23 protein-coding genes and 1 pseudogene are annotated in these 18,768 nt (G+C 60.2%); 2 read left to right on the top strand and 22 right to left on the bottom strand.

Annotation, left to right across the window (positions count from 1 at the left end; genetic code table 11):
- The first annotated feature begins 310 nt into the window (after positions 1-310).
- A complete protein-coding gene (locus LCH64_RS13500) occupies positions 311-1,429 on the top strand; it encodes a TIGR00730 family Rossman fold protein (protein WP_226500500.1) in 1,119 nt (372 codons plus the stop codon).
- Between the two features lie 55 nt (positions 1,430-1,484).
- Here LCH64_RS13500 and recX read toward each other — a convergent pair whose 3' ends face one another.
- From recX to LCH64_RS13565, 13 genes are all read right to left on the bottom strand, one after another.
- Complete coding sequence (gene recX / locus LCH64_RS13505) at positions 1,485-1,955, bottom strand: recombination regulator RecX (RefSeq protein ID WP_226500501.1); 471 nt, start codon at positions 1,953-1,955, stop codon at positions 1,485-1,487.
- Positions 1,956-1,963: 8 nt separating this feature from the next.
- Complete coding sequence (recA, locus tag LCH64_RS13510) at positions 1,964-3,022, bottom strand: recombinase RecA (RefSeq protein ID WP_003222269.1); 1,059 nt, start codon at positions 3,020-3,022, stop codon at positions 1,964-1,966.
- Between the two features lie 83 nt (positions 3,023-3,105).
- Positions 3,106-3,606 carry a CinA family protein gene (locus LCH64_RS13515; protein ID WP_103484542.1) on the bottom strand — a complete coding sequence of 167 codons (501 nt, stop codon included), beginning with the start codon at positions 3,604-3,606 and terminating at the stop codon, positions 3,106-3,108.
- Between the two features lie 68 nt (positions 3,607-3,674).
- The gene (locus LCH64_RS13520; RefSeq protein ID WP_226500502.1) at positions 3,675-4,193 is read right to left on the bottom strand and encodes a lysis system i-spanin subunit Rz; all 519 of its coding nucleotides are present in this window, start codon (positions 4,191-4,193) and stop codon (positions 3,675-3,677) included.
- On the bottom strand, positions 4,172-4,738 hold the full coding sequence (locus tag LCH64_RS13525) for a glycoside hydrolase family 19 protein (RefSeq protein ID WP_226500503.1): 567 nt from the start codon (positions 4,736-4,738) through the stop codon (positions 4,172-4,174). Before LCH64_RS13525 ends, LCH64_RS13520 begins: the two co-directional genes overlap by 22 nt.
- A gap of 33 nt (positions 4,739-4,771) precedes the next feature.
- Entirely contained in the window at positions 4,772-5,026 is a 255-nt protein-coding gene (locus LCH64_RS13530) for a hypothetical protein (RefSeq protein ID WP_003222260.1), read from the bottom strand.
- On the bottom strand, positions 5,026-6,183 hold the full coding sequence (locus LCH64_RS13535) for a hypothetical protein (protein WP_226500504.1): 1,158 nt from the start codon (positions 6,181-6,183) through the stop codon (positions 5,026-5,028). Before LCH64_RS13535 ends, LCH64_RS13530 begins: the two co-directional genes overlap by 1 nt.
- 18 nt (positions 6,184-6,201) lie before the next feature.
- A complete protein-coding gene (locus LCH64_RS13540) occupies positions 6,202-6,648 on the bottom strand; it encodes a phage tail assembly chaperone (RefSeq protein WP_226500505.1) in 447 nt (148 codons plus the stop codon).
- Positions 6,649-7,536 (bottom strand): phage tail protein, encoded by an 888-nt coding sequence (locus LCH64_RS13545; protein ID WP_226500506.1) that lies wholly within the window; start codon positions 7,534-7,536, stop codon positions 6,649-6,651. It lies immediately after the preceding gene.
- Complete coding sequence (locus LCH64_RS13550) at positions 7,536-8,009, bottom strand: phage tail assembly chaperone (RefSeq protein ID WP_226500507.1); 474 nt, start codon at positions 8,007-8,009, stop codon at positions 7,536-7,538. The genes LCH64_RS13545 and LCH64_RS13550 overlap by 1 nt, the downstream gene beginning before the upstream one ends.
- Positions 8,009-8,932: a hypothetical protein gene (locus LCH64_RS13555; RefSeq protein ID WP_226500508.1), complete on the bottom strand. Its 924-nt coding sequence runs from the start codon at positions 8,930-8,932 to the stop codon at positions 8,009-8,011. Before LCH64_RS13555 ends, LCH64_RS13550 begins: the two co-directional genes overlap by 1 nt.
- Positions 8,933-9,012: 80 nt before the next feature.
- Complete coding sequence (locus LCH64_RS13560) at positions 9,013-9,594, bottom strand: tail fiber assembly protein (RefSeq protein ID WP_003222249.1); 582 nt, start codon at positions 9,592-9,594, stop codon at positions 9,013-9,015.
- Positions 9,595-9,638: 44 nt separating this feature from the next.
- Positions 9,639-10,679, bottom strand: a complete 1,041-nt coding sequence (locus tag LCH64_RS13565) for a phage tail protein (protein ID WP_226500509.1) — start codon at positions 10,677-10,679, stop codon at positions 9,639-9,641.
- A 51-nt stretch (positions 10,680-10,730) separates the two neighbouring features.
- Here LCH64_RS13565 and LCH64_RS13570 point away from each other — a divergent pair, with 51 nt between their 5' ends.
- On the top strand, positions 10,731-10,889 hold the full coding sequence (locus tag LCH64_RS13570; RefSeq protein WP_226500510.1) for a hypothetical protein: 159 nt from the start codon (positions 10,731-10,733) through the stop codon (positions 10,887-10,889).
- 41 nt (positions 10,890-10,930) lie between these two features.
- Here the strand turns inward: LCH64_RS13570 and LCH64_RS13575 are convergent, their stop codons facing one another.
- The 9 genes and pseudogenes from LCH64_RS13575 to LCH64_RS13615 form a co-directional block, all read right to left on the bottom strand.
- Positions 10,931-11,392 carry a phage tail assembly chaperone gene (locus LCH64_RS13575; RefSeq protein WP_226500511.1) on the bottom strand — a complete coding sequence of 154 codons (462 nt, stop codon included), beginning with the start codon at positions 11,390-11,392 and terminating at the stop codon, positions 10,931-10,933.
- Positions 11,393-11,801: 409 nt separating this feature from the next.
- Positions 11,802-12,020 (bottom strand): annotated as a pseudogene (locus tag LCH64_RS28360) (phage tail protein); the annotation flags it as partial.
- 14 nt (positions 12,021-12,034) lie between these two features.
- A complete protein-coding gene (locus tag LCH64_RS13585) occupies positions 12,035-12,634 on the bottom strand; it encodes a putative phage tail protein (protein WP_003222238.1) in 600 nt (199 codons plus the stop codon).
- Positions 12,622-13,668: a baseplate J/gp47 family protein gene (locus LCH64_RS13590; protein WP_226500513.1), complete on the bottom strand. Its 1,047-nt coding sequence runs from the start codon at positions 13,666-13,668 to the stop codon at positions 12,622-12,624. Before LCH64_RS13590 ends, LCH64_RS13585 begins: the two co-directional genes overlap by 13 nt.
- Positions 13,658-14,056: a phage GP46 family protein gene (locus LCH64_RS13595; protein WP_047601236.1), complete on the bottom strand. Its 399-nt coding sequence runs from the start codon at positions 14,054-14,056 to the stop codon at positions 13,658-13,660. Before LCH64_RS13595 ends, LCH64_RS13590 begins: the two co-directional genes overlap by 11 nt.
- Entirely contained in the window at positions 14,056-14,565 is a 510-nt protein-coding gene (locus LCH64_RS13600) for a phage baseplate assembly protein V (RefSeq protein ID WP_003222233.1), read from the bottom strand. Before LCH64_RS13600 ends, LCH64_RS13595 begins: the two co-directional genes overlap by 1 nt.
- Before the next feature lie 137 nt (positions 14,566-14,702).
- Positions 14,703-15,752, bottom strand: coding sequence for a phage baseplate assembly protein (locus LCH64_RS13605; RefSeq protein WP_226500514.1), 1,050 nt, complete (start codon positions 15,750-15,752; stop codon positions 14,703-14,705).
- 3 nt (positions 15,753-15,755) lie between these two features.
- Positions 15,756-16,991, bottom strand: a complete 1,236-nt coding sequence (locus LCH64_RS13610) for a DNA circularization N-terminal domain-containing protein (protein ID WP_226500515.1) — start codon at positions 16,989-16,991, stop codon at positions 15,756-15,758.
- Positions 16,978-18,666, bottom strand: coding sequence for a phage tail protein (locus LCH64_RS13615; protein ID WP_226500516.1), 1,689 nt, complete (start codon positions 18,664-18,666; stop codon positions 16,978-16,980). Before LCH64_RS13615 ends, LCH64_RS13610 begins: the two co-directional genes overlap by 14 nt.
- Positions 18,667-18,768 lie beyond the last annotated feature (102 nt).

An 18,768-nucleotide genomic window follows, 5' to 3' on the forward strand; every position in this document is an offset into this window, starting at 1 on the left:
ACCTTGCATACGCCCGTTGACGCGAAGCTGTCGTGCAGTGCCTGTAGGTTAGTAAATCAGAGCGATTGCTCTACGGTGTACGTTCGGACGAGCGGTGACTGATTACGTGAATAGGCAATCAGCAGTTGCCAGAAAGGATTCTGCGGGGCAATGATCAAGTCAGCGCAAACCCGTGTGAAGGTCTAGATTCAAAGTGTTCCCGATCACTTGTTCACGGCAGCAAAGGAGCTGCCGATCGTGTGTGTTTTTTGCAGCGCGGCACTGACGCCGCACGTCAGGGCCACCCGCTCTGTGCAGAAGGAGACGTTGAATGCCTTACCAACCGAATGACCTGCTCAGTCGGCATTTTCAGGAACAACTCCCCGACCTCATCAGCAAGGTCGAAGAACAACTCAACCAGATTTCCCCCAACAGCCCGAACCTGCCGATTTACCGCGACATGATCCTGACCGTGCTGCGCATGGCCGAGGAAGATCACAACCGCTGGAACTCCAAGATCACCCTGCAGGCCCTGCGCGAACTGGAGCAGGCGTTCCGGGTTCTCGAGAAGTTCAAGGGACGACGCAAAGTCACGGTGTTCGGTTCGGCACGCACGCCGGTCGAGCATCCGCTGTATGCCATGGCCCGGGAACTCGGCGCGGCTCTGACACGCTCGGACATGATGGTCATCACCGGTGCCGGTGGCGGGATCATGGCCGCCGCGCACGAAGGCGCCGGGCGCGACCACAGTCTCGGGTTCAACATCACTCTGCCCTTCGAGCAACATGCGAACCCGACAGTGGACGGCACTGGCAACTTGCTGCCGTTCCATTTCTTCTTCACCCGCAAACTGTTCTTCGTCAAGGAAGCCGACGCACTGGTGCTGTGCCCCGGCGGGTTCGGCACACTGGACGAGGCACTGGAAGTACTGACACTGATCCAGACCGGCAAAAGTCCATTGGTGCCCGTGGTGCTGCTCGATGTGCCGGGCGGAACGTTCTGGCAAGGCGCACTGGATTTCATTCGCCAGCAGCTCGAAGAGAACCACTACATCCTGCCCACCGACCTGAAACTGATGCGCCTGGTCTACAGCGTCGATGAGGCGGTACAGCAGATCAATCAGTTCTACGGCAACTTCCACTCCAGCCGCTGGCTCAAGCGTCAGTTCGTGATTCGTATGAACCACAAGCTTAGCGATCAGGCCTTGGAACATATGCAAGAAGCTTTCGCTGATCTGTGCCTGAGTGACCAGTTCCATCAACACGCCTACAGCGGCGAAGAACACGACGAAGCGCAGTACAGCCATCTGGTGCGACTGGCCTTCGCGTTCAATGCCCGGAACCATGGCCGACTAAGGGAACTGGTGGACTACATCAACCTCCCGGAAAACTGGGCCCACAGCAAACCGCAGACCACCCAACGTGCACGTGAGCCATCGAAGGTAATCTGAAGGCAAAAAAAAACGGCCCGCTATTTTCATAGCGGGCCGTTTTTGTTCAACCGTTTTAATCGTCCATCCCTCTACCGCTGAACAAGCGGTTGATCATCTCCATCGAGAAGCCCCGATAGGCAAGGAAGCGGCCCTGTTTGGCGCGCTCCTTGGCATCGATCGGTAAGTGTCCGGAGAACTTGCGTTGCCATGTCTCGCGAAGCTGCTCCTGCCAGTCGATACCGCTTTCACGCAGGGCGAGTTCGATATCGGCGCGTTGCAAACCTCGCTGGCCCAGCTCTTCGCGAATGCGCAAAGGGCCGTAGCCGGAACGGGCACGGTAGGAAACAAAGCTTTCAAGGTAACGGGCTTCGGAAAGCAGCCCCTCTTCCGCCAATCGGTCGAGGGCTGTTTCGATCATTTCCGCCTCAGCGCCGCGCTGACGCAGTTTACGCGTCAGCTCGACTCGACCATGCTCGCGTCGAGCGAGCAGGTCCATGGCGGTTCGCCGCACCGCGACGAGGGTATCGAGTACGGCGGTGGTCATCGCTGTTATCAGATATCAGCGTCGGCCAGATCGTCTTCGGTCTCTTTGACCGCAGAGGCCTTGGAGTCCGCAATCACGGCTGGCGACAGCAGTTTGTCACGCAGCTGCTTCTCAAGCTTGGCAGCGACTTCCGGGTTGTCTGCCAGGAACTTGGCCGAGTTGGCCTTGCCCTGACCGATCTTGGTGCCTTCGTAGGCATACCAGGCGCCGGACTTCTCGACGAAACCGTGCAGCACGCCCAGGTCGATCATCTCGCCGTTGAGGTAGATGCCCTTGCCGTAAAGAATCTGGAACTCGGCCTGACGGAACGGCGAAGCCACCTTGTTCTTCACAACCTTGACGCGGGTTTCGCTGCCGACCACTTCGTCGCCTTCCTTCACCGCACCGGTACGGCGGATGTCGAGACGAACCGAGGCGTAGAACTTCAGCGCGTTACCACCGGTGGTGGTTTCCGGGCTGCCGAACATCACACCGATCTTCATGCGGATCTGGTTGATGAAGATCACCAGGCAGTTGGCGTTCTTGATGTTACCGGTGATTTTACGCAGCGCCTGGGACATCAGACGGGCTTGCAGGCCCACGTGCATGTCACCCATTTCACCTTCGATTTCAGCCTTCGGCACCAGTGCCGCCACGGAGTCGACGATGATCACGTCAACCGCGTTGGAACGCACCAGCATGTCGGTGATTTCCAGGGCCTGTTCACCGGTGTCCGGCTGGGAAACCAGCAGGTCGTCGACGTTGACGCCCAGCTTGCCGGCGTACTCAGGGTCGAGGGCGTGTTCGGCGTCGACGAAGGCGCAGGTCGCGCCGGCTTTTTGAGCCTGGGCGATAACGGACAGCGTCAGTGTGGTTTTACCGGAAGATTCAGGACCGTAGATTTCAACAATACGGCCTTTTGGCAGACCGCCGATGCCGAGTGCGATGTCCAGACCCAGAGAGCCGGTGGAGATAGCCGGGATCGCCTGACGGTCCTGATCGCCCATACGCATCACGGCACCCTTGCCGAATTGACGTTCGATCTGACCCAGGGCCGCAGCCAAGGCTTTCTTCTTGTTGTCGTCCATTAAAGTCCTCACGTAATCAATAAGGCCTGACGGCCAACACCTGTATAAGTAGCCAGTATTATTCCACAGCGTTCGCGGATCGCCTACCCCTGATTTTCGATTTCTCGTGCCGCTAGTCGCAGCAGCCCCTCTAGCGCGGCCTTCACCGTTTGTCGGCGCACCTCGTCGCGGTTGCCCGAGAAGTGCTGAACCTCGCTGGAAACCGCATCGCCCACGCCCCAGGCCAGCCACACCGTGCCCACCGGTTTGTTCGGTGTGCCGCCGTCGGGACCCGCCACGCCGCTGACCGCCACGGCAAACCGCGCCAGGCTGTGCTTCTGCGCGCCACGCACCATCGATTCGACCACCTCGCGACTGACCGCCCCCACCGTGTCGAACAATTCCGCAGGCACATTCAGTTGTCGGGTTTTCTGCCGGTTGGAGTACGTCACATAACCGGCCTCAAACCATGCCGAGCTCCCGGGAATCCGCGTGATCGCTTCAGCAATCCCGCCACCGGTACACGACTCGGCCGTGGTGACGTGGGCGTTGAGCAACTGCAAACGTCGGCCAAGCTCGGCAGCCAGTTGAGTGATCTCTTTCACGGTGCGCTCCGGATCGGGTGGAATGACTACCACCGTACACGACCCGGTTGCGCTTTCAATACACAGACTCATTCAAAATGTTCGGGCGCCAGCGCTCTGACATAGGCCTGACAGGCTTGCAGAGCAATCAGTCCGCGGTCGCCGGTGTCGGTGATGGCGATAATTCGTTGAGCATGCGCGGGGTCAAGTCGGGCGCGTACGGCTGCATGATCCACGCCGCCGGGGCCGGTGGCGGCTGGCATCCCGCAGCCTGGGGCAGCATCGCCGGCGTCGATGAGGACTGACAGGCGCAGATCAGCAGTGGCAAGACGATCGCGCAGGCGATCCTGATCACGTTGGGCATCGCTCATGGCTCGATAGTGGGTTTGTTCACTGGCTGCGAGCCGTTGCTCCAGCGCCAGACGCTTGTCCTGCTCGGCCTGCTGCACGGTGGCGGCGGCCGAGGTCAGTTGATTGAGGGTGTCGGCGTGCAGCCGGGCCTGCTCGGCCAGTTGCCGCCCGTAGCGCCAGTCCTGAAACTGCCAGGCCAGCGCGGCGGCCAACGCAGCCAGCAACAAAAGGCCGATCAGGCGCCAGGAGATGGACATAGCACCGCCCTCGCCCGCGCCCAGATATCGAGGCGATCCTGCAAACCGTTCAACCCTCCGTTGATTCGGCGGGTGATGCTGTTGAACTGATCGCGGTCGGCCAGATCGTTCAAGCCGTTCTGTTCCCAGAACCATGCTGCGGATTCGGCCGCCCATTGCGGTTGCTCCAGCAACTCCGGCAAGGACAGCAGACGTTCATCGCCGAACAGGCCGAGACTGCACTGGCGATAGTTGGTGCGCCCGGTGATCTGGATCAGCCCGCGACCACGGTACTTCTGTCCGTCGCCGTCGGCCTCGGGCGTGTTGCCCAGACGTAACGCCAGCGTGCCGGTGTCGTATTTGCTCAGATACTGGTTGTTGCCCAGTTCGCGCACGTACTGCAACTGCCCCGACTCATGACCGACTTGCGCCAGGAACGCGGCCATGCGTTTTGGCGAGTCGATATGGCGCCGAGTCATTGCGTTATTAAGCGCAGAAACAAAAACGCCCGCTTGGCTGCGGGCGTTGGGCATGATGGTTTTAAGGTTTTCTTCGGTTATTTGCATAATGCGTAATCCTCCCTGGATGCTCCGATTGAATCATGGTTGGCGGACAACGGCCCCCAGCCATTTTTTTGCCAGAGTTGTCAGGGTGTTGTTCGATGCCGCGACTTCGGGGGCCGTGAACACCCAGCCGAGAGTGCCGAAGTTCGCGTTCCAGTCGATTTGCGGTGTCGGTGTCACGTCGGTGATGTCGACCCACAGCAGATCCGGATGGAACATATCGGCCATGTTGCCGCCAGTGGAGAACAGCTCGACCACAGTGTTATTGACGATACGTGCGTAGGTTTTCATCAGGCGTACTCGTAAATGATCACAATGCCCGGCGCTCCTGCTCCGCCCGGATGACCTGGCTGGCTGGGGCCATTGGCGATACCACCCGCACCGGAGCCATAGCCGCTGCCCGATGCTGCACCCGAACCAGCGCCTCTACCAGCGCCACCACTGCCCAGCGGTGAACTCCCGCCATGACCCGCAAGAATTGAACCATTGACATTGATTCCCGGGCTTCCCGCAGCTCCACTGCTGTTGAGGATGTTGCCTCCGGTTGCGTTGATGCCTGGCGTACCTCCCACGAATAGACCGAAACCGGCAACCGCGATCGTTTCAAAACGGGATGATCCGTTCCCCCCAGGAGCGGACACCAGAGAGCCGACAGAACTCGTCCCACCCGGCCCACCGCTCACGCCAATGGCTCCCGGTGTGCCACCGACGCCTACCGTGATGACTTGACTGCTTCCAATAGGCACCGATGAAATCCATGACTCAGCATAACTGCCCGAGGCCCCTCCCCCCGCAAGCGAAGTTTCGTTTGCGTTAGTAGCGGCAACTCCCGCACTCCCGCCACCACCACCCACTACCTTGACCAGCACATTCTTCATCCCCACCGTCGGCACATAAGTGCCAGACGAGGTAAACGTCTTCACTCCCAATAGCCGTCCACTCGCAGCACCGCCACCACTGGCATACACCAGCACCCAACTATCCAGCGCCGCGCTGTACACCACCGAACACACACTGCCGCCGACAATCTCGGCAGGTCGCAACGCACTCAGCGCCAGGCTCACCAGCGGCTTGGGCAGCAACCCGTTCGGCGCAAACGTACTCGCCCCGGTGTTGGCGTTGCCAGCGGTAAAGCGCAGCGCCAGACCGTCCTTCAACGTAGCGATGGCGGGCACGTAATTGGCCATGTACAGATTGGCCGCCCCAATGTCCGCAGCATGCTTGTCTTCACCGGCCTGACTGATTTTTTTCAGCGCCTGCAACAGTTGCGTGGTATCGGTTTCGCTGGGTTCAAGACCTGCAGATTTGACGACATTCAACAGTTCATCGGTGACGCTGTTGCCCCAGGTTGCCGGGATCAGCGATCCGGGCAGGCCGGCGATGGCGTCTTCATTGACGAACTTTCCGTTCACCAGCCCGACGCTGGGAACGCTTTTTGGATAATCCATTTCAATTTCCCTGATGAGTTACAGCGCAGCAGCCAGCCACCTCGGCGCTACCGGCCGGTGCTCGCTGAACGGAAAAAACGAACCTTGCGGCCAGTCTCGCAACTCACGTCGATAGGTTTGCAGTTCGGCGTATTGCTCGGTGGTCAATGTAGTGCCGCCGCCGTCCTCGAGTTCATCGCGGTCACGTGCTACCAGACCGTCGGTGGCAGAAAGTTGCGCCGTACGCCATGAGCGCTCGATATCAGCCGCTTCATCTGGTGAAGGAGGCGGGGGATCGACCAGGATCGGATAGCCGTTATCCGCTCGCACACCGATCACTTTCGGGCTGACAGCCATTTGCTGCAGCAGCGAGATCCAGTAGCCCTGGGGAACTTCGATAACGTCGTCGGGAATGTCCGTCGAATTGATACCAGGTACATACGCGCCCAAGGTGCTGGCGCTGAACAAAACATTGAAGGTATTCATTCAATAGCCCTTTACAAAATAATTCACGGTGCAATTGCCGGCCAAAGAGCCGGCCGCATCGCGAATTCTCAGCGTGCAACCCACTTGGCTGACGGCAATCAATGCGATCATTGCTGCATCGCCTCCCGCATGGGTGGCCACGAGCGAGAAATAACCCCTCGGGAATGGAACCGGGAATGTCACGTTGACGTTGCCAGCGGCATTCGACAGTCCCGAGCCCCACTGATCGATATTTCCACTGGCGTGTTTCTGATATCCGGGGTTATTCACCAGTCCGGAAAACAGCGCGGCATATTTCAGACTGGCGGTCCCGTGAACCATCCAGATACCGTTCTCCCTGACAACGTTGGCGCTCTCGCCGCTGTTCATCACAATCGACGTCAGATAGGCCCCCTGCGGGCTTATTTGGCTACCGCTCGTGCAGGCGATGGTAATCGCGGCATTACTGCGGCAGTGAAAGGTGATCGCTGCACCGTTGGGAACGGTAGTGATATCCGGTAGTGTCACTGTGTACGCCGAGTTCCCTCCCAGACCGATCGCCCATCCCGCATCCGCCGCCGTCAGTTGCGTCGCGGCAGACACGCCACGCGCTCCGGCGTAGTTACCCAGAGCGCGCTGAACGAACTCGGACGTTGCCGCCGAACGACTGACATCGAATGGCGCAGCCGTCTGGAACAATTGATTGCTGCGCAGGGCGCCGAGCAATTGAGTATTCGACGCCTCACTCGGCGTCAGTCCACCGGCCCGCACTACGCCGAGAATCTCTTGGGTAACGCCGTTGCCCCAACTTGCCGGAATCAATGAACCCGGCGAGCCGTTTAGCGGGTCCTCATCGACAAACTTGCCGTTCACCAGCCCGGCGCTGGGAACACTATTTGGGTAATCCATTATTTTTCTCCTGCTCTGCAAGTGAGCCAAGTCGGGGCCAAAGGCCGGGAAACTGTCGAGGGAAATTGACTTGAATCAGGCCAGTCGCGCAGCGCCTGGCGGTACTCCAGCAATTCCAGATACTGCGCCGCCTTGAGCGTCGTCCCGCGCCCCAGCTCCTGCTCGTCGCGATGCCGTGTCACCCACCATTCGGTGGCCGACAAACTGTTTTTTCGCCAGGTACGCGCTGCCGCCAGTGGCTCTTGCTCCTCGGGGACGATTTCAGGAATAACGACCGGACTTTCGATTAATGGTGACGGCGCAAACTCAGGGCGCAGCTCGCCGATGGGCACACCGATTTTGATCTGCACGCCCTCAGGCACCGGGATCATCGACTCGACGAAAGCGGGAGCAAACAGTTGGGTGATCGCGTAGTCGCCGGTGTCGATCAGTTCGACCGCGACACCATTTTCCACTCGTGCATAACGGGCCATTATTCGTACTCCCAGATTTCACAGAAGGCGTTGCCGCCAGCGCCGCTGATGATTGAAGCCGACGCGCTGACCGAGCACGAACCGCTGCCGCCCGAACCACGGATACCTGCGTTACCAGCTGTGTTGGACCCGGTAAAAGATGCCCCGCCGTCGAACGGACTCGGAGCCCCGCAACCTGAGAGCAGCCCCCAATTGGCGTTACTCATCCCAAATCCCCCCGTGATGCCGCGGGCGCTGCACAAGTTGCCGCCTGTTACCGTCCCGCCGACCCCGCCCTGAATGAATCCGGACGATGTAGCCGAAGTCACGATCGCCAGTTTTTGCCCACCGCCGCCTCCCGAAACGCTCATGTAGGCGCCAAAAGAAGCACCACCACCCGCCAGACCTGTGGTGTTGCTGACTGCACCGCCCGCGCCCAGCGAGACCGGTACGCCAGCCAGCATTTGGGCGGTAACGTCATACAGGCTTTCCGCGTAAGCACCGGAACCACCACCGCCACCAAGCATCTGGCTACCTGCCGGCACAGGCTCACAACCACCACCCGAACCACCCGCCCCCACCAACCGCACGCGAATCCGCTTGGCCCTGGGATTGGGCTTGTAAACCGTGATCCCGACCGTCTCGATCTGCCGCACCGCCAGCAATCGCCCCACCGCATCGGTGATGCCGTACCCGGCCAATGTGGTCGGGGTATTTTTCAGTTTGGTGAAGTCGACCAGCGCACCGATGGCCGTTGCCAATTGGTCGGTTCTGGCTTCATCAGGCGTCAGCCCGGCAGCCTTGATCGCGTTGAGAATTTCCTGCGTGACGCTGTTGCCCCACGCGGCCGGGATCAACGATCCCGGGGAACCGGCGATCGGGTTTTCATCGACGAAGCCGCCGTTGACTAGGCCAACGCCGGGAATACTTTTTGGATAATCCACGTCATAACCCTCCAGTTTTTACAGACAGCCGAACGCCTGCAGCAAAAGGCCATCTGCAACGTTTTCAGTGAAATGACGAGTTATATCGCTGGCGAAACAACGCTCTGTTCCGGCGCGATCGGCCATTCGATGATTGCCGGGTAACCCGGTTGCAGGTCGATCCGCGCCAAGTTCAATGCATAACGCTTCCAGGCTTGCAATGCGGTCAGTTGTTCACTGGCCGCCTCGCCCAGCTCGTAAGCGTATTGCAGCGGCGCGACGCGAATCACCACGGTGCGCAGACGATTATCGCGCTCGATGTCCGCCTGGGCAGCCTGCCCCGCACGTTCGGCATCGGCATCCAGAACCCAGCCATCATCCTTCCAGATGTAATATTCGTTGGGGCGAGGCGTGACAGTCAGGTGATCAGGCAATGGGCCGAACTCGGTCCAATAGAACGAGAGGCCATTGTCCTTGCGAAACACCAGGCGCTCACGTAAATCGAGCAGTTGCGCCGCTTGCCCATCACGCCACACCCACGCATAACCAGACTCGACGGCCGGCAGCGGTTGCGGAAGTTCGATTGCGTTGCCGGGTATTTGCACACCTATCCCGGGAACAAGCATGGGTTCGAATGGACCGGTAATTTCTCGCGTCATTTCATCGACATAGTAATAAGGCATTGTTCACTTCCATTTGCTATTGCAAGGGGCCGGAGGCACCGGCATCAGATGAGTTTTATGCGAGCTGGATAGGCGACATTTCGCGGGCGAGTCATACCCCAGTAGCCACTGACCAGATTTTCGGCAAACGCCGCAGCCGACCAATAGGAAAGACCGGCGAACGATGTCGGGTCGACGCCAACCGTCGCCAGATCACCAATCCCCTGCACCGCTGGAGCATTACCGTTGTCACCGGTGATGTTGGTGCCGGACTGCCAGGACCCGGCGACCCGCGCCGTATCGATGTTGCGCTGTTCATCGAGCACCCGGATAAATTCGCCACGGACCTCCGGGCCTCGAAATGTCTTGACCCCGTCACCGCTGCTCCAGCCGCCGGCCCGCGCAGCTTCTGCGCGCAACATGCCGGACTGCACGGCGTGATCCCAGAGCCAAGGCCATTCGGAACGCAGCATTTCCCGGCCATCCAACGCGCCGTAGCCGCCGGGGTTCGCGGCTGTCGAGGTCTCGAATACGATCCGGCCCAAAGGTGTCGCGTCGAACCGACCGACCGGCCACCAGTTACCAGTGCCGTCACTGCGCAGGTGCCACCAGTCTCCCGCCCCTATCAACGCCAGAAACGGATAGCCGTTTGCCGACAAGTGCGTGTGAAACCTGATCCGGTCATTGCCGGAAGCTTGCACCACCAGGCGTTTACTGCTGTTGTCGACACGACGAACGATGAAGTCGCGAATGCCGGACAACGTACTGACGGCCGGCAGATTGATCGTGGTATCCGCTGTACTGGCGCTGATCAGAACCAGCCCGGCTTCCTCCGGTGCCAGGACTTTTGATGTCGAAACTTCAGTGACCCGCGAAGACATCGGACTGGCCAGGCTCAGGAGCTTTTGCAACGCCGATAACAACTGATTGTTGGTCCCTTCAGCCGGGGTCATTCCGGCCGCCTTGATCACGGACAACAGCTCTTCGGTTACGCTGTTACCCCACACCGCCGGAATCAACGAACCCGGCGTGCCTGCCACCGGGTTTTCATCGACAAACCGGCCATCGACCAAGCCGACGCTGGGGACGCTTTTTGGATAATCCATGGGTTTTTCGTTCCTCTGAAATACAAATGAACCGCGTCGCGGCTATCGCTGATGCGAGCCAGTGGCGGTCTGTTTTCTGAAAATAAAAAGCCCACGGTTGAGGTGGGCTTGATTGCCTGGATCCAGCAGGTAGATATCGAAGTGCCGGTCAGCGGATTTTCATCGACGAATTGGCTGTTCACCCGCCCGCAACCGGACACACTTTTCTGACGATCACTCGACTTTGCTGCTGAACGCTTGCGTCATGAGCATCACTGTTTGGCTCTGGACCTTGCCCGGGGCTTTTTCACCACAACGGCGCTCGTGACTGACATCACGGGGCGTTGTGCAATGGCTGGAAACGGTGCCGATGAAGGCCAGTTGCGCAGATCGCGGCGGTACTGCTGCAACGCTGTGTATTGCTCAGCGGACAGGGTGGTGTCCTGCGCGTTTTCCAACTCGTCGCGGTGACGTGCAACCAGGGGATCCGTTTCGCTCAATTGCGTATCGCGCCACTGGCGCTCGGTGCTCGCCGCCTCTGCCGAGGTCGCGGACGCTGCATCAGCCAAAATGGGAAAGCCATTGGCGCGACATACAATCACCTGATTGCGCTTGCACCCTTCGATCAACTCGTTGCGGTGCGATGGCGAGATCTCAACGGCGTCTTTGGGAATCGACGAATTGACACGAGAATCAAAAAATCCCTGAACCGAGGGACTCCAATAAATTTTCATGAATGACCTACTTGCCTATGGCGATGTATTGCGCGCCCAGAGACGCGCTAGAGCCCCGGGAAACAATGGTGGACAAACTCCGGGTGCTGGCCGCGATATAGCCGATCGACCCGGACGCCGCCGTATAATCGTTGCAGACCATCACCCGAAAAAAGTTTGAATTGAAGCTGACGGGAAGCGTGGTAATCACATCGGTCGTAGCGCTGTTGATCCAGCCCCACTGGATGATCAAGCCGCCCATCCAGGACGGGAAGGCGAGGTATCCGGTGCCTCCACTGTTAGCCAGACTGAACCCGAGCTTGAGCTTCTTCGGGGTCACTGCCACCGTGTCATCTACCCCGCTTCCTACCTGATCCTGAGTAGCGACCTTCATCACCCCTGCACCGGTTTCACTGGCTTGACCCGGTAACCGGTCACTGATGCTTTTTGTGATCGCCTGCTGCAGTTGGGCGTGATTCTGTTCGTCCGGCACGATGGCAGCTGCCTTGATGACATTGACGATCTCTTCTGTCACGCCATTGCCCCACGCAGCAGGAATCAACGAGCCCGGAGTGCCGTTGATGGCGTCCTCATCGACAAACTTCCCATTCACCAAACCAGCACTGGGCACACTCTTCGGATAATCCATCCTGTCATTCCTCCCTAGTCATAATTGATGTGCACCTTGGTATGCGCCGGCGCACTGCGGTGGATCAGGCACTCCAGTGCCGAGCCCGGGTTGACGCCGAAACGCTCGCCCCAGTAGCTCGCGCCGTATCGCCGACCGAGCAGCAGGCGGCCGCCGGTGTTGAGCGTCCACATGAATTGCGCTTCCCAGGTGCCCCAGTGCGCCGCACCGAAACGCGCGCGGCCCATGCGGGGGGCTTCGTGCTCGGTGATGCTGGCGTTGGGGTAGCCCTGGCTTTTGGCGATGTCGAGGTAGTAACCGACGGCCTGGCTACCGACCGCGAGCAAGCGCCGGCGTACAGCGAGGCGGCGGTCGTCGAACAGCGGCGTGGCGCCCAGGCATGGGTCGGGCAGTTCCATCACCCGCTCCCAGTCCGGCACCAGTTCGCTGACGCCCGCCGGGTCCATCTCGTTGAGCAGGTCGGCGGCGCGGGCGTCGAGGCGTGCCAGTTCGACGGCGACGCCTTGCAGCACCTCCTCGAGTTCCGGTACGCGTTCCGGGTCCCACGCCGGGCCGCTGGGCAGCAACGCGCGCAGTTGCGCCTGATATTGCGCGGCGGTTCTTATGCCCCCCATACGCAACCTCCGAAGGTCAGCAGTTCGCTTTGCCCCGCAGTCACGTCAGCGGCCGGCGCGGTCAGCGTGTGATCGTACTCACCGCCGGCGCTGCTGATGGCTTCGCGGATATGGCTGATCAGCAGCGGCACACCCAGATCGGCCTCGCGGTTATGCAGGTCGCGCAACTGCGCTTCAACGGCGGCGCGCACGGCGGTGGTGTCCGGATTGACGCTCTTGAAGCGATACACCACCGGCACCTGAATCGGTCGCTGCACATGCACTTCTGCAGTCACCGGACGCAGCGGTTCGATGTACTCCTGAACCTCCGCCAGTTGCTCATCGTTGGGCACCGGTTGCGGGTCTTCGTCACGCATGATGAACACCGTCACCGTGCCTGGCCCGAGCAGGCCGCCACGGCACCAGGCCCGCGTCACACCCGGCACTTCCAGCGCCCAGGTTTCGTAGTCGCTGGCCGAACCGCCATGGGGGATTACGCGATAAGAACGGATCACCCGCGAGCGCAACGACTCCAGACTTTCTCGCGCCACGCCGCCGCTGAGGCCGGGCGCGAGCACCACAAAACTGTTGCCGACCACGCCGGCGATCGGTTGCACCGGGGTCAGTGCCAGGCCGGCGTCGGCATTGCCCAGGCTGCCAGCGTCGAGCGCGGCGATGGTGGTGGTGTTGCTGCCATTGGTGGTGGTGCGTGAAGCGGTGACTTTGTAGGTACGGCCATCGCTCGCTTGCAGCAGCGTGTCGACGTCGAGCACGGCGCCTGCGGTCGCGGTGAAGCTGACGCTGCCGGTCGCCACTTGCGCCGGTTTGCGTGGCTGGTTCAAGCGCAGCGCGGCGATGCGTTCCAGGGTCGACTCGTCGGCCTTGTCCGGCAGGATCTGCTCGGCAATCCAGTCGAGATAACCGTACAGACCATAAGCCGCGCCACCCAAGGTGCGGGCCAGCACTTGCGCATCGGACTGGCGCAGCGAATCGCCGGCCAGGTCGCTTTGGGTGCGCTTGATCAGCACCGGCAGCGAAGGGGTTTCAAACGGCATAGATCACCTGCCAACTGTTATCGGGGTTGATGTCCAGACGTTCGCCATCGGCCAGGGTCAGAACCGTGCGCAGGTTCAGGCGCTGGGCGTCGAGGCGTTCGCTGATGATGTCGATGGCGCTGCAGTGGCCGTCGTCGATCAGCCATTGCAGGGCTTCGCGGGCATAGAACTCGGCGTCCATCTGGGTCTGTCGGGTCAGCTTGACTCGACGCAACAGCCACAGCCGCGAGCCGATGCGGTCGTCGGCGACGGTGGGAAAGCTGTCGCCCCACCAGCCGAAGCGCTCCTCGTCGTCGAGTGCGTCGTCATCGGCGGCGCGGCGCCAGGTGAACAGGCTGATGAGCACGGCGCGGGTCAGTGCGGCGTGGAGGTTCTGGCTGATAAACATCATTTGCCTCCTGCCGGCGCACCGGTCTGGCCGCTGCCGGCCTGCACGCCGACGTGCACGTGTTTGATCTGGCTGATGCCACCGGCGAGCTGATCGCCGGTGGAGACGATCTTGCCGGTCTGGTTGATCACCGGCGTGTCGAAGTTCACCGCGCTGCTGGCGCGGATGTTCAGGGTGGCGGTTTCGATGTCGATGATCCGCCCGCGCTTGAAGTGAATTTTGTCGCCCTCGTCGGTGTAGATCGCGACTTCGCCCGAGGCCAGCGACTGCAGGCGATAGCGACGGTCGGCGACCACCAGGGCGATGGCGTGGGAACGGTCACCGCCGAGAAAAGTGACGATGCCTTCGGCGCCGGCCAGCGGGTTGCTGGTGAAACCGTAGGGTTCGAAGTGCTCCATGTCGTCGTTCACTTCGCCGGCGGTGAGGCGCATTTGCAGCGATTGCAGCTTGGATGCCGAGTTGGCGAGCACGACAGTGCCGCGCGCCAGCAGGCGTGTCAGTAGGCTCATGAATTGTCCTCAGGGAGCAGACCCGACACGGACAACATGTGGGAGCGGGCTTGCTCGCGAAAGCGGTGGGTCAGTCAATGGGATGTTGGAGCTGCTGACGCTTTCGCGAGCAAGCCCGCTCCCACAGGGGTTCGGTGTCAGGCCGAAGATTTTTTCGGAGGCGTGGGATCAGGATCGAAGGTATGCGGCGGCGCCACTTGCAGCGTGGTCACCGAGCCCTGCGCCGACAACGAATACGTGACTTTGGAAATCAACATGTCGCCGTCGAAACCGAGCACCGGATCCGTGACCTTGACCAGCGTGTTGTGGCGCCACAGGTCGCCATTGGTCTGGCGCCAGCCCTGTACCTGATAGGTCGTGGTCTGGGCCCGGCCCATGCGGGTGGCGCTTTCCCATTGGGCGCGTTGCTGGGCCAACTCGAACGTCAGTGCGGTGCCCTCGTTGATGATCGTGGTGCGGCGGCGCTTGAAGCTCAGATCAGCCGCGCTGGATTGAACCTCGCTGACGGCCGCCCCGCTCTTCTTGTCCGAGCCTTTCTGCTGACCGATCACCCGGTATTCGGAAAACACCTGGCTCTGATCCATCGGCGCGTTCGCCGACAGAATGTTCTTGCCCAACTCCAGCGCGTCACTGGCCCGACCACCGCTGCCGGGCTTGGCCAGCACCAGCCGGCCCTGCTCGTCATCGGTGGAAAACACCCGAAACAGCGAGAGCAATCGGTCGATCGACTGGAACACTGTTTCGCCCGGCACGATAGTGTGTTTGGCGAGCCGCGCGGTCTCGGGAATTTCGTTGACCACGTACAGCGAGTACTCCGCCGCCAGAGCCTGGACGATGCTCAGCAGCGGTTGCTCCTGCCATTGATTCGGGCGGTTGGTGGCTGCGCAATCGACCAGATCCTGAGTCTTGGAACTGCCCTCGATACTCAAGCTGATCTGGCGTCCGTCGTAACTGATCGGTGCCTTGAACACGTAGCCGGTGAGCACCAGATCCTGGCCGATTTTCACTTCGCAAGGGTCACCCGGTTTGATCCGTTGATCCACCGTCTGCCCCGGCCACTGCCAGGTGATGTCGAGTTTGAAGGTGCGGAACTGGCGCTCCAGATCAGCGGTGATTTCCACGCTTTTCCAGCCGCCGTATTCCATGTTGTTAACGGTCAGCGTGACATGGTTATCCATCTCGCTCATGGCTCACTCCCTGGACACTTTCACGTCGTTGGGTGAAAAGCCCGGATGGTTCATCGCGTTGCTCTGCGTCACTTGAGTCACCCGTGTGGCATCGGCAAATTGCTTGTAGGCCACAACCAGCGCCGGCAGGCTTTCCTGGAACGATTTGGTGACCTGTCGCACACCGGATGACGCCACGGCCTTGAGATGCGCCATCAGCGCTTCCTTCACATCGTTGATTGCCTGGTGATGTTTGGGATCGGCCTTATCCAGCATCGGGTCAATTGCCACCCCGACCGCCTTCTGCAGCGCTTTCATTTCGTCGGTCACCGGCACTTCCTGACGGGTCACCGGTTGATCCGCCTGATGCGCAACCGAAGCGGTCGACGTCAGTTTGACCGGAGGGGTCGCTACCGGCATCGACGCCACCCATTGCGCCACTTTCACCAGCATGGTGTCCTGCACCAGATCAGCCATGGCTTGCGCCGCAGCATTGGTGTCCTTGCCGGTGGTGATCTTCGGCGCATCCAACTTGCGGATGGCTTCGAGTTGTTGGGACACGTCGGCAATCACGCCACGGTAGCCCTCCTTCGCGAACGCCTTCAGCTCCTTGATATCGCCGAGCAAGCCCTTGAACTCCGCCGCCACTTCCTTGGGCAATTCCTTCACGGCTTTGACCAGTTCGGTGATCTGCTTGTACTGCTCGATCAGCGGTTTGAGCTGCTCTTTGATCACCTCATAGACGCCGGTCAGGCTGTTGCGCAGATTGGCGATGCCGATCCGCGCAGCCTTGATCAACGTCATCGCCTGCTCGAAGCGCGCCACCGCAGAACCCAACAAAGTGTCAGCCTTGGCCAACAGAACTTTTTGCGTACTGACCGTGGCAGTCGGAAACGGCAGCGGCCGATCGGGATAGAACTTCAGGCTGAACGTCACCAATCCGCCGTCCTGGCGGGTGTGGGTCATGTCGCATTCGCCAACCTTGACTTGCAGGCGTCCCAGCCACGGATGCACCAGTTCACCACTGCCCGCCTCCAAGGCCTTCAGCAGCTTGTCGCGCTGCTCCAGGCAATCGGCGCCGATGATGAACGCCGTGATGTCGTGGGTCTTGGCCTGCTGGCCGAGATCCTCGAAATACGGCAGGTCGCGTTGCGGATATTCGTGCAACTGACCTTTGCGACCGACCGGGGTTTTCGCCTGATCGATCCAGAACCCGACACCGCGAAACGATGCCGGCAACAAACGGTCACGCCAGTTCATTGGAACCTCCTGCCGACAGCGAGCGATAGCCGATGCGCGAAGACAGCGCCAGCCCCGGTTGATTGGTTTGTGGTTGATCGGTGCGCAGCCCGGCCGGCGCATTTTCGAAGCGCACGGTCAGACCGCCTTCGAGTTGCGTCCGGTTGTTGGCGGCGCTTTGCTGGATCAGGGTGTTGGAGGTTTGCGACAGTGAGCCGCCCTGCAGAGCAGGTTTATCCTGCGCGATGTCGGAGCCCGACAATGCATTCGACGCTGGCTCGCTGTTGCCGCCAAAGAACGCCGGCGCCAGCTCACCCTTACCTTCGGCATTGGTTTTTTTCTGAGCTTCGGACAGGCCTTCGATCTTGCCAGTGATTTTGGTGACGAACCCACCAAAACTGCCACCGAGCATTTCCCTGATCGGCGCCATGTACGACTCGATCTTGTCCGCAAACTCTCGGATGCGATCGGTCAGCGGCGACCACTTCAAGTCAAACATTTCCAGCGGTGACCCCATGAACGGCAGACCGAAAATCGCGCCCAGCGCCATCATCACCGCACGAATGGACTCCGCTTTTTCGGCAAAGAACGCAGGCACCTGGCCCCAGAGTTCGTTGATCTTGTCCATGGGAACGTAGTCGTTGAAGACACTGCGCAACGTCTCCTTGAGCGGCACGACCAGCGCTGCCAGCAAGTCCCAAATGGCCGCGAACAATCCGGTGACAGGTCCCCAGTTATTTACTATCAAACCCAGCGGCGTCCAGCCAAAGCCCTCCTTGAGGGCGGCGAAGGTCGAGGCCACGTTTTCCTTGATGCGCCCGAAAATTGCCGCAAATATCGGGCTGATTGTTCCCCAGTTATTGAGGATCATGCCTTGAGGAGTCCACGCGAACATCGACTTGTAGAACTCGATCACAGGCACCGCCACGGCCTTTAGACCTTGCCAGAATGCCCTGAAGAACTCGGTGACCGGGCCCCAATTGCTGATCAGCATCCCCAAAGGCGTGTAACTGAACATCGTCTTGAAAAACTCGGCCATCGGCATGACCACCGGGGCGATTTTCTGCCAGAGCCCGATAAAAAACGTCGAGATCGGTTTCCAGTAAGCCACGATCAAACCGGCGGCCAAGGCAATGCCCGTGGCAATCAGCATGATCGGATTGGCCTTCATCACCATGCTCATCACGTCGAACACCTGGGTCGCACCGGCCACGGCGGTTTGCATCGTCGAAAACGCGATAGCTCCCGCCGCGAGTCCTTGCACCAGCTCAGGGTTGTCATTGAGCAAATTGCCCACCCCGGTCATCAATGGCTCAAGTCCGACGACCACCGCGCCCACCGCCGGCACCAGCGCGGCATTCACCGCCGTGGAAACCTTTTCCATCGACGCACTGAACACGTTCATGTTCTGCGCAGCGACTTTCGGTGCGGCAGGCAGATCCACGGTTTTCGCCGTCTCGCTGACTTCAGTCAATTTGCCCTGAAACGCCGCCGCCGACTTGATCCCGTCCACGAACGGCGTGATCACGCTGCCGCCCTTGAACAGACCACTGATATCGAGTTTGCCGAGTCCGGTCTGTTCGAGATTTTTCTTGAAGCTCTCGACCTTTACTCGCAGGGCGCCGAGTTTGGGCGACAGTTCATCGATGCCCGTGATCAGCACCGGTGTTTGCACTTTCTTTTCTTCGTCTGCCATCACTGCACCTGCTGCATCGCATTGATCCGTTGCGCGTGCTCCAGCGATTCGCGGAGCACATCCAGTGGCCTGGCCATCATCTGTTCGGGGTCAACCTTCCAG

The organism is Pseudomonas sp. MWU16-30322 (assembly GCF_020515535.1).
In the GTDB taxonomy this organism is placed as follows: Bacteria; Pseudomonadota; Gammaproteobacteria; order Pseudomonadales; family Pseudomonadaceae; genus Aquipseudomonas; species Aquipseudomonas fluorescens_H.

Bases quoted from the DNA above. Each gene is read 5' to 3' on its own strand.
- LCH64_RS13500 (WP_226500500.1), top strand. From the start codon at position 311: ATGCCTTACCAACCGAATGACCTGCTCAGTCGGCATTTTCAGGAACAA.
- recX (WP_226500501.1), bottom strand. From the start codon at position 1,955: ATGACCACCGCCGTACTCGATACCCTCGTCGCGGTGCGGCGAACCGCC.
- recA (WP_003222269.1), bottom strand. From the start codon at position 3,022: ATGGACGACAACAAGAAGAAAGCCTTGGCTGCGGCCCTGGGTCAGATC.
- LCH64_RS13520 (WP_226500502.1), bottom strand. From the start codon at position 4,193: ATGTCCATCTCCTGGCGCCTGATCGGCCTTTTGTTGCTGGCTGCGTTG.
- LCH64_RS13525 (WP_226500503.1), bottom strand. From the start codon at position 4,738: ATGCAAATAACCGAAGAAAACCTTAAAACCATCATGCCCAACGCCCGC.
- LCH64_RS13530 (WP_003222260.1), bottom strand. From the start codon at position 5,026: ATGAAAACCTACGCACGTATCGTCAATAACACTGTGGTCGAGCTGTTC.
- LCH64_RS13535 (WP_226500504.1), bottom strand. From the start codon at position 6,183: ATGGATTATCCAAAAAGCGTTCCCAGCGTCGGGCTGGTGAACGGAAAG.
- LCH64_RS13540 (WP_226500505.1), bottom strand. From the start codon at position 6,648: ATGAATACCTTCAATGTTTTGTTCAGCGCCAGCACCTTGGGCGCGTAT.
- LCH64_RS13545 (WP_226500506.1), bottom strand. From the start codon at position 7,536: ATGGATTACCCAAATAGTGTTCCCAGCGCCGGGCTGGTGAACGGCAAG.
- LCH64_RS13550 (WP_226500507.1), bottom strand. From the start codon at position 8,009: ATGGCCCGTTATGCACGAGTGGAAAATGGTGTCGCGGTCGAACTGATC.
- LCH64_RS13560 (WP_003222249.1), bottom strand. From the start codon at position 9,594: ATGCCTTATTACTATGTCGATGAAATGACGCGAGAAATTACCGGTCCA.
- LCH64_RS13565 (WP_226500509.1), bottom strand. From the start codon at position 10,679: ATGGATTATCCAAAAAGCGTCCCCAGCGTCGGCTTGGTCGATGGCCGG.
- LCH64_RS13570 (WP_226500510.1), top strand. From the start codon at position 10,731: ATGCGAGCCAGTGGCGGTCTGTTTTCTGAAAATAAAAAGCCCACGGTT.
- LCH64_RS13575 (WP_226500511.1), bottom strand. From the start codon at position 11,392: ATGAAAATTTATTGGAGTCCCTCGGTTCAGGGATTTTTTGATTCTCGT.
- LCH64_RS13585 (WP_003222238.1), bottom strand. From the start codon at position 12,634: ATGGGGGGCATAAGAACCGCCGCGCAATATCAGGCGCAACTGCGCGCG.
- LCH64_RS13590 (WP_226500513.1), bottom strand. From the start codon at position 13,668: ATGCCGTTTGAAACCCCTTCGCTGCCGGTGCTGATCAAGCGCACCCAA.
- LCH64_RS13595 (WP_047601236.1), bottom strand. From the start codon at position 14,056: ATGTTTATCAGCCAGAACCTCCACGCCGCACTGACCCGCGCCGTGCTC.
- LCH64_RS13600 (WP_003222233.1), bottom strand. From the start codon at position 14,565: ATGAGCCTACTGACACGCCTGCTGGCGCGCGGCACTGTCGTGCTCGCC.
- LCH64_RS13605 (WP_226500514.1), bottom strand. From the start codon at position 15,752: ATGAGCGAGATGGATAACCATGTCACGCTGACCGTTAACAACATGGAA.
- LCH64_RS13610 (WP_226500515.1), bottom strand. From the start codon at position 16,991: ATGAACTGGCGTGACCGTTTGTTGCCGGCATCGTTTCGCGGTGTCGGG.
- LCH64_RS13615 (WP_226500516.1), bottom strand. From the start codon at position 18,666: ATGGCAGACGAAGAAAAGAAAGTGCAAACACCGGTGCTGATCACGGGC.